13 protein-coding genes are annotated in these 13,977 nt (G+C 45.7%); 8 read left to right on the forward strand and 5 right to left on the reverse strand.

All coding sequences use genetic code 11. The annotated features are described in order from the left end of the window. Positions 1 to 161: 161 nt before the first annotated feature. Positions 162 to 977, forward strand: a complete 816-nt coding sequence (locus R7Z47_RS14265) for an alpha/beta fold hydrolase (RefSeq protein ID WP_238844402.1) — start codon at positions 162 to 164, stop codon at positions 975 to 977. A gap of 34 nt (positions 978 to 1,011) precedes the next feature. Here R7Z47_RS14265 and plsY read toward each other — a convergent pair whose 3' ends face one another. After that, on the reverse strand, positions 1,012 to 1,623 hold the full coding sequence (plsY, locus tag R7Z47_RS14270; RefSeq protein ID WP_005379857.1) for a glycerol-3-phosphate 1-O-acyltransferase PlsY: 612 nt from the start codon (positions 1,621 to 1,623) through the stop codon (positions 1,012 to 1,014). A 250-nt stretch (positions 1,624 to 1,873) separates the two neighbouring features. Between plsY and folB the strand changes: the two genes are divergently transcribed. The 3 genes from folB to R7Z47_RS14285 are packed head-to-tail and all read left to right on the forward strand — an operon-like array spanning position 1,874 to position 3,530. Further along, positions 1,874 to 2,233 (forward strand): bifunctional dihydroneopterin aldolase/7,8-dihydroneopterin epimerase, encoded by a 360-nt coding sequence (gene folB / locus R7Z47_RS14275; protein ID WP_005387458.1) that lies wholly within the window; start codon positions 1,874 to 1,876, stop codon positions 2,231 to 2,233. Then, positions 2,230 to 2,712 (forward strand): 2-amino-4-hydroxy-6-hydroxymethyldihydropteridine diphosphokinase, encoded by a 483-nt coding sequence (gene folK / locus R7Z47_RS14280; protein WP_005387457.1) that lies wholly within the window; start codon positions 2,230 to 2,232, stop codon positions 2,710 to 2,712. The genes folB and folK overlap by 4 nt, the downstream gene beginning before the upstream one ends. A 14-nt stretch (positions 2,713 to 2,726) precedes the next feature. Further along, the gene (locus R7Z47_RS14285; RefSeq protein ID WP_017820255.1) at positions 2,727 to 3,530 is read left to right on the forward strand and encodes an undecaprenyl-diphosphate phosphatase; all 804 of its coding nucleotides are present in this window, start codon (positions 2,727 to 2,729) and stop codon (positions 3,528 to 3,530) included. 52 nt (positions 3,531 to 3,582) lie between these two features. Here R7Z47_RS14285 and R7Z47_RS14290 read toward each other — a convergent pair whose 3' ends face one another. Continuing rightward, entirely contained in the window at positions 3,583 to 4,803 is a 1,221-nt protein-coding gene (locus R7Z47_RS14290; RefSeq protein WP_262606803.1) for a multifunctional CCA addition/repair protein, read from the reverse strand. Positions 4,804 to 4,941: 138 nt separating this feature from the next. Here R7Z47_RS14290 and R7Z47_RS14295 point away from each other — a divergent pair, with 138 nt between their 5' ends. The 3 genes from R7Z47_RS14295 to ggt all read left to right on the forward strand — a co-directional run bounded on the left by R7Z47_RS14295 (position 4,942) and on the right by ggt (position 9,248). Continuing rightward, the gene (locus tag R7Z47_RS14295) at positions 4,942 to 6,558 is read left to right on the forward strand and encodes an ExeA family protein (protein WP_262606804.1); all 1,617 of its coding nucleotides are present in this window, start codon (positions 4,942 to 4,944) and stop codon (positions 6,556 to 6,558) included. After that, positions 6,558 to 7,244 carry a general secretion pathway protein GspB gene (locus tag R7Z47_RS14300; protein ID WP_005379904.1) on the forward strand — a complete coding sequence of 229 codons (687 nt, stop codon included), beginning with the start codon at positions 6,558 to 6,560 and terminating at the stop codon, positions 7,242 to 7,244. The genes R7Z47_RS14295 and R7Z47_RS14300 overlap by 1 nt, the downstream gene beginning before the upstream one ends. A 273-nt stretch (positions 7,245 to 7,517) precedes the next feature. Beyond that, positions 7,518 to 9,248, forward strand: coding sequence for a gamma-glutamyltransferase (gene ggt, locus R7Z47_RS14305; RefSeq protein ID WP_025768393.1), 1,731 nt, complete (start codon positions 7,518 to 7,520; stop codon positions 9,246 to 9,248). Positions 9,249 to 9,336: 88 nt separating this feature from the next. Here the strand turns inward: ggt and R7Z47_RS14310 are convergent, their stop codons facing one another. The 3 genes from R7Z47_RS14310 to R7Z47_RS14320 form a co-directional block, all read right to left on the reverse strand. Continuing rightward, positions 9,337 to 9,948, reverse strand: a complete 612-nt coding sequence (locus R7Z47_RS14310) for a TIGR04211 family SH3 domain-containing protein (RefSeq protein ID WP_005379900.1) — start codon at positions 9,946 to 9,948, stop codon at positions 9,337 to 9,339. A 178-nt stretch (positions 9,949 to 10,126) separates the two neighbouring features. Next, on the reverse strand, positions 10,127 to 11,386 hold the full coding sequence (locus tag R7Z47_RS14315) for an inorganic phosphate transporter (protein ID WP_005379898.1): 1,260 nt from the start codon (positions 11,384 to 11,386) through the stop codon (positions 10,127 to 10,129). 131 nt (positions 11,387 to 11,517) lie between these two features. After that, the gene (locus R7Z47_RS14320) at positions 11,518 to 12,198 is read right to left on the reverse strand and encodes a TIGR00153 family protein (protein WP_005379896.1); all 681 of its coding nucleotides are present in this window, start codon (positions 12,196 to 12,198) and stop codon (positions 11,518 to 11,520) included. Positions 12,199 to 12,410: 212 nt separating this feature from the next. Between R7Z47_RS14320 and R7Z47_RS14325 the strand changes: the two genes are divergently transcribed. Beyond that, positions 12,411 to 13,943 (forward strand): inorganic triphosphatase, encoded by a 1,533-nt coding sequence (locus tag R7Z47_RS14325; RefSeq protein ID WP_005379894.1) that lies wholly within the window; start codon positions 12,411 to 12,413, stop codon positions 13,941 to 13,943. Positions 13,944 to 13,977: the final 34 nt, after the last annotated feature.

Here is a 13,977-nt window from a genome sequence, read left to right on the forward strand (position 1 = left end):
AGGTTTGAAACCGGTTCTGTGTAATAAAGGTCTCTGCTCCTCAGAGGCCTTTATTTTTAATTATTCAATGAACCGCCTCGTTTTACATTCTGACTGATGCGAGCAGTTCGCTATTGTTTCAGTGCTAGGATGACGTGGAAGAATAAGAAATGGATATAACAATGAATAAGTTTGAAATTGAAGGTCAGCAACTTGCTTATCTAGATAAAGGTGAGGGCCCTGTGCTTCTATTTGGTCATAGTTACCTTTGGGATAGCCAAATGTGGGCGCCGCAAGTTGAGGTTTTAAGCCAGTCATTCCGTTGTATTGTGCCAGATCTTTGGGCACATGGTGAATCGGATGCTGCACCTGCATCGACACAGTCATTGGCCGACTATGCACAACATATGTTGGCATTGATGGATCATTTAGATATCGAAGAGTTCTCGATAGTGGGCTTATCTGTTGGCGGCATGTGGGGAGCAGAGCTAACGGCTCAAGCGCCGCAACGTGTTAAGTCACTGGTATTGATGGATACCTTCATTGGCTGGGAGCCAGAAGTTACGTATAAGAAGTATTTTGCAATGCTTGATACCATCAGCCAAGTCCAAGCAGTGCCTGCGTCAATTATTGAAGTCGTTGTGCCGCTGTTCTTTGCCAACAACGTCAATCAGGATAATCCTAAACTTGTCGCTTCATTCAAACGCAGTTTAGAAAACCTGAATGGTGAGCGTGCGGTGGAAGTCGCTCGCATAGGGCGCATGGTGTTTGGTCGCCGTGATGTGATTGAGGATTCGGAAAAATTTGCTCTGCCGACGTTAATTGCAGTGGGCTGTGAAGATAAACCACGTCCAGTTTTTGAATCTTATTTAATGAAAGACTGTATCACAGGCAGTGAGTTGGTGGAGATTCCCCAAGCTGGACACATCAGTTGTTTAGAGCAACCTGAGTTCGTCAACCAGATGTTGTTGAACTTCCTGAATCGAGTTCATGCATAACCAATACATCCTTCTTTAAACGAAAAACTCGGCATTAAGCCGAGTTTTTTTGTGTCAGTTTTTTCTCGCCGATTTTTGGCTCGTCGCCAGACAAAAGCCGACGAATATTTTGATGATGCTTAAATACGATTAAGCAGCACAGCATAGCAACAGGTAACGTGTATTGCGGTTTAAACATCCAAGTATAAAACGGAGTGACCAAAACCGTGACGAGAGCCGCTAAGGATGAATAGCGGAATAGCGCGGCTACTGACAGCCAAGTTAACATTACCAATCCTGTTAAGTCCAAACCAATCGGAGCGATAGCGCCAAGCGCGGTTGCGACACCTTTTCCGCCTTTAAAGTGGAAAAAGATAGGGTACATGTGGCCAAGACAGGCAGCAATGGCGATGACGCCAAGAATGATAGGGTCGATACCAAGAAAGTATCCGCCCCACACGGGGATAGTGCCTTTGAGCATATCGCACAACAAGACTGAAACAGCGGCTCCTCGTCCGCCAATACGCAATACGTTCGTTGCTCCAGGATTGTTAGATCCCACACTGCGTGGGTCTGGCAGTTTTAAGAGTCGACAGATCAAAACCGCACTGGAAACCGAACCTAATAAATAGGCGGCCATTGTCATTATCAGTGCCAGTGCGTCCATAGAAGTCCTTGATGGATTGGAATTTAATGCTCGGTTCCCGCGTAGTTGCTATCATACCCCGAATTTACATAATGCAGAAATCCTCACTGTGATAGAGCTTGCATTATGTGATTTCTTGTATATAAAGATGCTTTCGCAGTTTATACCTAAGTAACATTGTGATGACCAAAGTAAATGTTACTTAGGTATAGAATACTACGATCAAATTACCCCTCACGGGTATCCGACCTCTGTAATAGAAGGACATAAGATGGCTCTGGATAAAGTTTTTATTGAACAGTTAGAAGTAATCACCACCATTGGCGTGTACGACTGGGAACAACAAATCAAACAAAAGTTGGTTCTAGATATTGAAATGGCACACGATAATAAACCTGCGGGCAAAAGTGATGATGTGCAAGATGCACTGGATTATTCGCAGGTGAGTGAGGCGGTACTTAACCACATTGAAAATGGTCGTTTCTTACTGGTCGAGCGCGTGGCTGAAGAAGTAGCAGAGCTTATCATGCAGCGTTTCTCTGTGCCTTGGGTGAAAATCCGCCTAGCGAAGCCTGGCGCCGTGCCACAAGCACGTGCTGTTGGTGTGGTGATTGAGCGAGGCCGAGCATGATCACCACCTATATCGGTGTTGGGACGAACGTAGAAAGAGAGCAACATGTGCTTGCTGCGTATCAGGAGCTGCAACGGCTTGGAGAAAATCTCCTCGTATCACCGATATATGAATGCGAACCTATTGGTTTTAGCAGCAAGAATTTCTACAACTTTGTCGTTGCAATGCGTACCGAGTTGTCATTAGAAGAGTTGAGCCATCAACTACGCGAGATTGAATTTAAGTGGGGACGCGAAGAAAACGCGCAAAAGTATCAGGATCGAACACTGGATCTCGATATAGTGTTGTTCGGTGAGCGCGTCTCCAAGAAAAAACCTGAGCTACCTCGCAGTGATATCTACAAATATCCTTTTGTCACAAAGCCGCTGTATGATCTCGAACCGCAATTAGTGATCCCAGGCGATGGACGCACAGTCGCAGACATTTGGCATGCTATGCAGCCAGTCGATTCGCTCAAACCCGTTTCCTTTCATTTTTAATTTGAGTTGTTTACATGAGTTATTTTGAAGCCTTTATTTTGGCTCTGATTCAGGGGCTGACAGAGTTTTTGCCTATCTCAAGCTCTGCCCATTTGATCCTGCCTTCCGCTATTTTAGGATGGGAAGACCAAGGTCTAGCCTTTGATGTTGCTGTTCACGTCGGTACATTAATGGCTGTCGTGATCTATTTTCGTCATGAAGTAATCACTTTGTTTCAAGCGTTATTTGCTTCGATCTTTAAAGGAGATCGCAGTAAAGAAGCTAAATTGGCTTGGATGATCGTGATTGCGACGATTCCAGCTTGTGTGTTCGGCTTATTGATGAAAGACATCATTGAAGTGTATCTACGTAGCGCTTACGTTATCGCGACTACTACGATCGTATTTGGCCTGTTGCTATGGTGGGTAGACAAAAACGCTAAACTCGTTGCCGATGAATACCAAACGGGTTGGAAGAAAGCTGTATTTATCGGTATTGCTCAAGCCTTAGCGATGATTCCTGGAACTTCACGTTCAGGGGCGACCATCACAGCTGCGCTTTACCTTGGCTTTACTCGAGAAGCGGCTGCGCGCTTTTCATTTTTAATGTCGATCCCAATCATTACATTAGCTGGTAGCTACTTAGGCATGAAGTTAGTGACCAGTGGTGAACCTGTCCATGTTGGTTTCTTAATGACTGGCATTATCACATCGTTTATCAGTGCGTACATCTGTATCCACTTCTTCTTGAAGATGATTTCACGCATGGGCATGACACCGTTTGTGATTTACCGTCTCATTTTGGGCGTCGGTTTGTTCGCTTTTCTATTAAGTGCATAATTGATGTTAACGAAAAACGCCCGCGAAATCCGCGGGCGTTTTTGTTTGTTCGTTACTTCTTAAGTGCTGCTTTCACTGCTTCAATACGTCGTTTTTCTTGCTCGTCACGAATCGCAGGGCCTTTAAAGCCCTCTTTGATAATGGCTTGAACGTCAACTGCCGCTGCTGCTTGGTAGGCTTGCCTAAAAATATCCGCCTGTGGATATGGTTGCGTTTCCAGTCCTTTACGACCAGCGTGATCCGCTTGGCAGCAAAGCAAGATATCCTGTAGACGTTCGGACTTACGCCACACATCAAGTTTATTGAGTACTTTAATTATGGTTTGTGGTTTAAGTTCAGCCGCGCGATGAATATTGGAGTGCTGTTCGCACACCATCAAGGCTAAATCACGAAACTCATTTGGTACCCGGACACGTTCGCACAGCTTTTTGATCAGTTTTAATCCTGTATGGCAATGCATTTTGTGGCTTGGCCATTCGCTCTCTGGCGTCACGCCTTTACCCAAGTCATGCACTTGGGCGGCAAACCTGACGGGGAGTGAGTTACTCAATTTTGCGGCTTGCTCTGCCACCATCAAAGTATGGATGCCAGTATCGATTTCTGGATGCCACTTCTCAGGTTGAGGTACGCCAAATAGTGCATCAATTTCAGGTAACACCACGGTTAATGCACCACAGTCTCGTAGAACCGATAAGAAAATATCAGGGCGAGGAGTAGAGAGAGATTTATGCCATTCTTGCCAAACACGCTCGGGAGTCAGTGTACTTAGCTCTCCAGATTCTGCCATGTGACGCATTAACCGCATAGTTTCGTCGGCAACCGTAAAGTTTAGATCAGCAAGCTTTGCAGCGAAGCGAGCGACACGTAAAACGCGTAGAGGGTCTTCAATAAAGGCGTCTGATACATGGCGTAGCAGTTTATCGTTGAGATCTTGCTGGCCACCATATGGGTCATGGATCGTGCCATCACTCTCCATTGCCATCGCGTTAATGGTTAAATCACGACGTATCAAATCTTCTTCTAAGGTGACGTTTTGATCGAAGAAACATTCAAAACCAGTGTAACCAGAACCTGACTTTCTCTCTGTTCGTGCAAGGGCATGTTCTTCTTTACTTTTGGGATGCAGAAATACAGGAAAGTCTTTACCAACGGCGGTGTACCCTTGGGACAACATCATCTCAGGCGTCGCGCCTACGACCACCCAATCATTGTCATAATTATCAATTCCGAGCAATTTATCTCGAACTGCGCCACCTACTAAATAAACTTGCACGAATTACCTCTTAATTTATGGATATGCCGTTGGACATTGTAGCAAGCAATGGTACTTTTCTTTACTCCCGAGAGTAGATGCGGCTATGTTTATATTATATCTGACTATTCTCAGGTGGTTTTTTAGCTGGAGAGCCTAATGTATAAGGACTTTTTTGGGTTTGTCGAACAACCATTTTCGATTGTTCCAAACTCACGTTATTTGTATTTAAGCCAACGTCACAAAGAGGCAATCACACATCTCCAAGCTGGGCTAGGCGATGGCGGTGGCTTTGCTATGCTTACTGGCGAAGTAGGTACAGGCAAAACGACCGTCGCAAAAGCGATGCTGGCGAATTTGGGTGATAACACCAAAGCGGGTCTTATTCTCAATCCCACGTTTTCGAGTAGAGACTTGCTCGAAGCCATTTGTGATGAGTTCAAAATCACCTATCCGCCAGACGCAAACCTCAAACAGCTAAACCAGGTTATCCATCAATATTTGCTGCGTAATTATCGTTCAGGCTGGCAGACATTGCTGGTCATTGATGAGGCTCAACACCTTGCTGCCGACGTTTTAGAGCAGTTGCGCTTGTTGACTAACTTGGAAACCGATACCAGAAAACTGCTCAAAGTGTTGTTGGTCGGGCAGCCTGAATTGCAGCGGTTATTACAAACAACACAACTACGCCAACTTGCCCAGCGTATTACCGGGCGTTATCACCTGTTGCCGTTGGATGAAAAAGAGACAGAAGATTACATCGCATTTCGACTACATACAGCTGGTGGCGACCAGCAACTGTTTAATCGTGCTTCTTGTAAACTTATAGCCAAATACAGTCACGGTATACCGCGGCTCATCAACCTTATCTGTGACAAATCCCTCAACATCAGTTATCACCAGGGTAATGTGGTTGTGGATAAGCAAACCGTTCAGCAGGCCTGTGAAGAGGTGATGCAGTTTCAGGCAGATATTTATCAGCAAGATAAAAAAGAGCGCCGGACTTTCCGTTGGCCTGCTTGGGGCTCTGTCACGGTAGGCCTTATTGCTGCATTAAGTACGGGGTGGGCGATCGTGAATTATATGCCAGCTCAAGCGACGTCAGTGTTGACACAAGTGACGGAGCCAAGAGTAGAGCCAACACCAACCGTTGTCAGCCAACAGTTAACGGATGAGCAGCGTGATTTATTGTTAACACAAAAACAGTCGAACCTCGCTGTAAATGATTTGTATCGTTTGTGGGGATATCAAGCATCGGTTCGCGATAATCTTTGTTTGTCAGAACCGCAGTCGACTATGCGTTGTGAGCGTAAAATGGCGACTTGGCCGCTGTTGATGCAACAAAATCGCCCTGTGATCTTGGAGTTGAATTATCAAGGTGATGTTGGGTATGTCATTCTATATGCCGTCGGTAATGACCAAGCTGAAGTGCTCAATGGTAAGCAGCGTCTCCGTCTGCCAATTTCATGGCTAAAACCGTTGTGGCAGGGCAATATTATCGAACTGTGGCATGCTCCGCTGAATGAAACATTACGTTTAGACATGGAAGGCCCTGCGATTGAAGTATTAGACCGATTATTAGCAGAAGCGGTGAGTGAGCCACTGCTTGAAACGTCTATTTTTGATGGTGCGATGAAAGAGCGAGTCGAGTTATTTCAACGTTGGCAAGGAATTGGTGTCGATGGTATTGCAGGTAAGCGAACGCTAGACCGACTTCAGCAAAATGTTCAGCCAGATGCGCCTCAACTGGCGAGAATAGAGAAGGAGGACGTATAATGTCAGCTGTGAAACATATAGGTCTGTTCTTGCTGCCAATCACTGCTTCTGCTATCGGAGTCGCTTGGTACTTAGATCTCTTTGCACCGAGTGTTGAAGTAGATACAACGTCCCCGATAGAAAAGGTCGAAGTGGTATCACCTTTCAAAGTATTAGACTATCCAGAGAACACCCAGTTGGCCCAATTGCCAAGAGAGTGGCCAAGTGCAGAGCTATCGCGTGATTTTGGTACATTTACCACCCCCGATGAATACACGAGCCATACACCAAGCAGAGATGAAACACGCGACTCAGCATCAACCCAAACGACTTCTGCTGCTGAAGAGGACCTCGGGTTGTCTTTGGATGATCTGGATTTATCCTCATTATCTCCTGATTTAGCTAGGAAGGTCGAAAATGCCTTATCCCGAGATGATGACAATTCGTCATCACAAACGGCACGCGTGAACGATTTAGAGCGCAACGCTCACCAGTGGCAAGGGCGTCTACCTGCGCTTAATTTGCAAACCCATATGTACGCTAGTGATGAAAATCGCCGTTGGGTGAAAATTAACAATGTTGAGTATCATCAGGGGGATGTCGTTGATGATCAGGTCACTCTAAGAGAAATACAACCGCAAGCTGTGATTGTTGAGTTCCAAGGTGAGCAAATTCGTATACCAGCGTTGTATGAGTGGAAAGGGTAACTCTTGTAGAAACACATCAAGCCAGCGAAATCATATCGCTGGCTTTTTATTTTTCAGAGCATCTTTTGCATCTATTCTGGTGATGATTTCTAGATACTCAAACAAGCAAAATATAGCTTTCCTCAGTCGTTTAAATAGCACCAATATCATTCATCTATTGATAGCGCGATTCCAGTCAGCGTTGTGTAAAAAGACACCATCTTCACGAACTTCGGAGTAATGACTTGGTCCACGTTAGACCCCATCACATAATAGGAGTCTAAACAGAGACACATGCGTATTCTGATTTTTTCTTTAAGCATTGTTGCATCGACAAGCTATGCAGCAAAGCCAGACCCATTCCCAGTTACACCAGATAGTCGCGGGCAAGATTTCATGGTCAGTGCGACGAATCCTTACGTGAGCAGTACCGGTTACTCAATATTGAAAGAAGGCGGTAACGCTGTTGATGCTATGGTCGCGATGCAGATGGTGATGTCTGTCGTTGAGCCAGATATGACCGGAATTGGCGGCGGGACTTTCGCGCTGTTTTATCAACATGACGAGAAAAAATTTCTGGCCCTTGATGGTCGAGATGAAGCGCCCTCTAGCGCGAACCCTGAAATGTTTGTTGAGAATGGGGAAGTACTCAGTCGCAACGAAATATTAGGCCCTCGTTCTGTTGCGGTTCCGGGCACATTGCGGTTGCTTTACACCACTCATGAACAATACGGCAAGTTGCCATGGGCAGAGCTGATTAAGCCGGCGATTACATTGGCGAGCAATGGGTACGCGATGAACAGCTACACCTACGACATCGTAGTAAGAGAGCAAAGCCGACTTGAGCAAGATCCGGAAGTGAAAGCCTTGTATTGGCAAGGGGACGATATTAAGCCGACGGGAACCTTGATGAAGAACCCTAAGATGGCTGAGACGCTGAGGAAGATCGCGCAACAAGGCGATCGTTACCTTTATGGTGGTGAGCTTGGTCAGCACATCGTAGAGACGGTTAATAGTCGTATTGATGACCAACACGAGAAGTTGTCTTTAGAAGATTTTAAACATTACCAAGTGAAGCAGCGTGACATCATTGAGAGCGACTACCGTGGGAATAAAATCGTCTCTTTTGGTTACCCAGCTTCGGGCGGTGTGATGGTCGCTCAGAGTCTTGAACTGCTCGCACCCTATGACATTGCCCATATGGCGAAAACGGATGTGGAACCTTGGCGTCTCATGACTGAAGCGATGCGAATTGCAAAAGCCGATCGTATTGCGTATGCCGGAGATCCGGATTATGTGGAAACGCCAGTTGAACAGTTGTTGTCTAAAGCCTATCTAGATCAGAGACGTGATTTAATCCCTGATAATGGCACTTTAAAAGAGGATCCAAAAGCAGGACAGATAACGCAAACTCAGTATGCGCAATATCAAGGCTTCGAGAGCAAAGATACAGGGCATATTTCTATCGTCGATAGAGATGGAAATGCAATTGCGATGACCAGCACGGTAGGAACGGGTATGGGCTCGGGTGTGATGGTCGATGGCGTTATCTTGAATGCGCAGATGGCTAACTTCTCACCTCAGCCAACGGTTAACGGCAAGCCTACGCAAAACTCAATTGAAGCGGGCAAGCGTCCACGTTCGGCTATTACGCCATTAATGGTGATGGACAGTGATGATAACTTGCGTTTGGTGGTTGGGTCACCAGGTAGTTCACAAATCCCGGGGTATGTACTCAAAACCGTGGTTGGGGTGCTGGATTGGAATTTATCAGCGCAAGAGGCTATTGACTTACCAAACATCCAGTATGGCACTAAGATAGACCGCACCAAGTCTTATGACCCGACTGGTTTGCTGGTGGAAAAGAAAACGTTCGCAGAAATGTTGGTGCCTGAGTTTATGGAGCTTGGCTACCCAGTGCACGTTATTCCAGTGGTAAGCGGTTTGAATGCAATTGAGCTAAAAGATGGCAAGCTTTATGGCGCAACGGATCGTCGTCGAGCCTCTAGTTCAATGGGGGAGTAGTACTCACTTCTATCAAACGAAGCAAACTAAAAAGCCAGTCAATATCGACTGGCTTTTGCGTTCTTTTTAAAGATAAAAGCGTAAGGGTTTATGCCCAACCCGCAGGAGAGCGCTTTCTACGAGGCATGACATGCGGAAGAATCAAACCAAATAGTAAACCTAAACCTGCAACACCGCCGCCATAAGTGAAGTACTTAAGCAGCATGTCATCTTTTTGTGTATCCAGCTTTGCGCGTAGCTCGCGGTTTTCTGTTTCAACAGAAGTAAGCTGATCACTGATCTCAGAGTATTTATTTTCTAGATCTGAAATTTGTTGGTTACGTGTTTCGAGAGAGGTAACAAGACCTGCTTTCTCTGCATCAGAAGTTTGACGAGCATTAGCAAGCTGCTCTTTTACTTCGGCTAGCTCTTTCTCAATGCGAGGAAGGCGAATTGCCATGCTCTCTTGGTTTGTCACAAACTTGCTTTGTACCCAACCAGTGCGACCACGGTCATCACGAACTTGCGTGTAGCCAGTATCTCGGTTGGTTTTAATCAGTTGTACTTTAGAACCGGCGTTAACACTACCAATAATACGGTAGGTGTTATTTGGACCTGAGTGCATAAAAGTGAAGAGGTCATCAGAAATATAACGGTCTGCTGCTAGGGCCGCTGGCGCTGCTAGCAAAGTAAACAAAACCGTGATGATTAGTTTTTTCACAGTAAATCCCTTAACGATTTTTCTTGGAGACAGCGTTGGCACCGAATGATTGGAGCCGGAAATAGACGAATAGTATGCAGTTTCAAACTTCGGTGCAACAAAGAAGGGAGGCAAAGCCTCCCTTTCTGTGCGTTTGAGTCAATAATGACAAAGCGCTTACATTCTATTGACGAGTGTCTTAAGCGAACATCGCTTGAAGTCCGTAGAAGAATACTACGGCCAATAACGCACCCGCTGGTAGTGTAACGATCCATGATGCCACGATGTTACGAACTACGCCTAGGTTCAGTGCTGCGATACCACGAGCAAAGCCAACACCGAGAACCGCACCAACCAATGTTTGAGTGGTTGAAATTGGCAGGCCTGTACCAGACGCTAGAACTACCGTACATGCTGTTGCTAGCTGTGCTGCAAAACCGCGGCTAGGCGTTAGCTCAGTGATGCCTGTACCAACGGTTGCCATTACTTTGTGACCTAGTGTTGCAAGACCGACCACGATACCAATACCACCAAGAGGTAGAATCCACCAAGCGATGGTGCTTTTCGTGCTGATTTCGCCCATGTGTTCAACAGTCGATACGACAGCAGACAGTGGACCAATGGCGTTTGCAACGTCGTTTGAACCGTGTGCAAATGCCATCGCACAAGCGGTGATAACCATCAGAACGCTGAAGATACCTTCCACGCCAGAAAAGCTGCGGTCTTCTTCGCGATTAGCGAATTTTTTCTGGATGTATACGTAGCCGCCAATCATCACAAGTGCTGAAACTGCTGCTGCCCACATCCAGGCTTCACCATTGGTCAGGTGAAGACCAACGTGTTTTAGACCTTTTTTGATGGTTACAAGTGCAATCACCATTGTTGTGATGAACATGTAAACAGGTACAAAACGTTTTGCGTTAAACAGAGGGTTCTCAGTATCAAAAATCAGGCGCTGTGCGCTGACAAAGATAACGTAAGCAAAGAAACCTGAAATCACTGGCGTAATAATCCAGCTACCAACAATGCCTTGAACGCTGCCCCAGTCAACCGCTTCAGTACCTACTGATACGCATGCAAAACCAATGATTGCACCGATGATTGAGTGAGTCGTTGATACTGGCCAGCCCATGTAAGAAGCAAGAAGCAGCCATGTACCTGCTGCTAAAAGCGCAGACATCATGCCGTAGACAAGAACATCTGGTTGACTAGCAAATAAAGAAGTTTCGATTACACCTTTACGGATAGTGTCGGTTACTTCACCGCCTGCAAGGTAAGCACCTGCAAATTCGAAGATCATCGCAATGATGATAGCTTGTTTTACAGTTAGCGCTTTTGAACCTACAGATGTACCCATCGCATTAGCAACGTCGTTCGCGCCAATACCAATCGCCATCATGAAACCAAAAATCGCTGCAACAATAATCAGGACAGTGCCGTAGTTCGCAAGGATATCCATCGTAATACCTAGTTGTTTTATAACAAGCGGAACAAAATTTTACGCGCGCCAAACCATAAGACGATGAAAATAGTCATCGTCCCTATGACACGTGTTAATTATGCTCTTCGTTATGTCGTTAACTTTATGTTTTAAGATCGAGATAGCATGACTTCCAAACGAGCACCTACGCGCTGCGCTTGGTCGGCAATACCACCTACCCATTCAAGAATCTTGTATAGGAACATGACATCGATAGGGTTCATGTCAGCTTCAATCACCATCAACTGTTGGCGAAGTTCAATCTGCATGGCATCGGTATCATCTTCGATAACGTCTAATTGATGAATCATTTCAGCGACGAGCGTCACTTCACGGCCTTTGAAGCCGGTTTCTAGCAATTCATCAAGTTCATTGATTACCTTTTGCGCCTGATCGGCAGCATCAAGACAACGTTGAACGTAAGCGAGGAAGTTTGGTTGGAGAGCCTCAGGGATGACAAGTTGACGACCATATACACGGCCAGCAATGTCTTTTGCCAGGTTTGCAAGTTTGTCCTGTTGAGTCAAAAGCTCAAGCATGTCAGTACGGTCGACTGGCATGAACAAACCGCGAGGCAGTTTTAGACGGATTTCACGTTTCAGCACATCCGCTTCTTTCTCTAGGTGAGAAATTTGTGCACGGATTTCTGCTGCTTTTTCCCAATCACCCTTTGAAGATACTTCAAAGAATTTCACCAAGTGTGAACAACATTCGTTGACACACACAACGTGGCGTTGCAAAGGCTTAATTGGGGACTTTGCAAATAACCCCATAATTGTATTTACTGGCATGGTCATTCAACCTAATAACTATAACCTTAAAAAAACATACACCATTTCTGAGTGCTTGGCGAAATGTTGAACGATGGCTATAAAGGCGCGCATGGTAACGCATTAAATCGCTCATTAAAACTGTTTTAGATCATCAATCCGGCGATATTTCTCTCTTGCCGTGTGAGAAATTACGCAATATCCTGTTTCTATCTGCTTTGAAAGGTATAGCTATGGAAACCGAAATAGAACTGAAGTTTTTTGTTTCTCCTGAATTTTCAGAAACTTTAAAAGAAAAAATTTCTGAGACAAAAGTACTTCAGCATAGTTGTCGTGACTTGGGTAACACCTATTTTGATACTGCCGATAAATGGCTTCGAAAGCACGACATTGGTTTAAGAATTCGCCGTTTTGATGATGTATTCGTCCAAACCGTAAAGACAGCAGGACGCGTCGTCGCAGGCTTACATCAAAGACCAGAATACAATGCTGAGCACACTAGCGACGAGCCTAATCTGTCGCTTCATCCTCTAGATATTTGGCCTCCAGGTAAAGATGCAGAAACGCTGCAATCCGAGCTTATGCCATTATTCTCGACCAACTTCACACGTGAACAATGGCTGATTGGCATGCCCGATGGCAGTCAGATTGAAGTTGCTTTTGACCAAGGCTTAGTTGTAGCCAAAGGTGAAGACGAAGAAGAGAAGCAAGAGCCAATTTGCGAAGTTGAACTGGAACTTAAGTCTGGCCAAACCGAAGCTTTATTCACACTGGCACGCAGCTTTTGCGAGCAAGGTGGTATGCGCTTGGGTAACTTGAGCAAAGCGGCGAAAGGTTATCGACTTGCAAGCGGTTATGCGGGTGATGAAGTAAAATCATTGGCACTTGTGGACAGTAGTCCGACGGATACCGTTGAATTTTGCTTGATCAACTCTTTAGAGCACGCTTTGTCTCATTGGCATTATCACGAGCAAATTTATGCTGAGCGTGACAGCGTGGAAGCACTGCGTGAAATCAGTAATGCCATTCGTTTCATTCGTCAAACATTGACCATTTTTGGCGGGATTGTCCCTCGTCGCGCGAGCGCGATTCTGCGCCAAGAGCTTAAATGGTTGGAAGAAGAACTGAGTTGGTTAGATGAGCATGCACACCTTGAAGAGCTCTTAGATGACAAAGGCAATGTGCTGCGTAAGTTGGATGCGCGTAAGTTCTTAGTATCTGAGCTGACTCAGCAGTTACAAGAGTTGCCAAGCCGTGAAGAAGTGCTAGGGTTGCTCAATTCCGCGCGTTACACAGGGTTACTGCTGGATCTAAGCCGCTGGATCTTAGCACGCGGTTGGCAGCCATTTCTTGATGAAAAAGCACGTGAAAAAATGGCAAGTAACATCATGCCGTTTTCAGTTACTCAGCTCGATCGCACTTGGGCTGAGCTAATGGAAGCTTTCCCAGCAGAGCGCGATTTGACGGCGCAAGAGTACGTTGATCAGCGTTATCGCTTATTGCGTAACCTCTATACTGGTATTGGTTTCGCGAGTTTGTATAACTCGGATGAGCGTAACAGCTTCCGTTTACCATGGGCGGATCTAGTGCATGGTATCGATGATCTGCTAATGCTGAACCACTTACTCCCGTTGGTTGATATGCTGGAAGACGCAGAAAAAGAGCAGTTAGAACGCTGGTTGCACCGTCAAGAGCGCTCAATTTTGCATGCAATGGATCAAACCCGAGCGATCAGTGTGGAAGTTCAGCCTTATTGGCGTGAATGATCGTTCTGGTGATAAGAACAAAAAAATAGGACCG

Origin of the sequence: Vibrio sp. 1641, from assembly GCF_033339995.1 — a bacterium.
GTDB classification, from domain to species: Bacteria; Pseudomonadota; Gammaproteobacteria; order Enterobacterales; family Vibrionaceae; genus Vibrio; species Vibrio alginolyticus.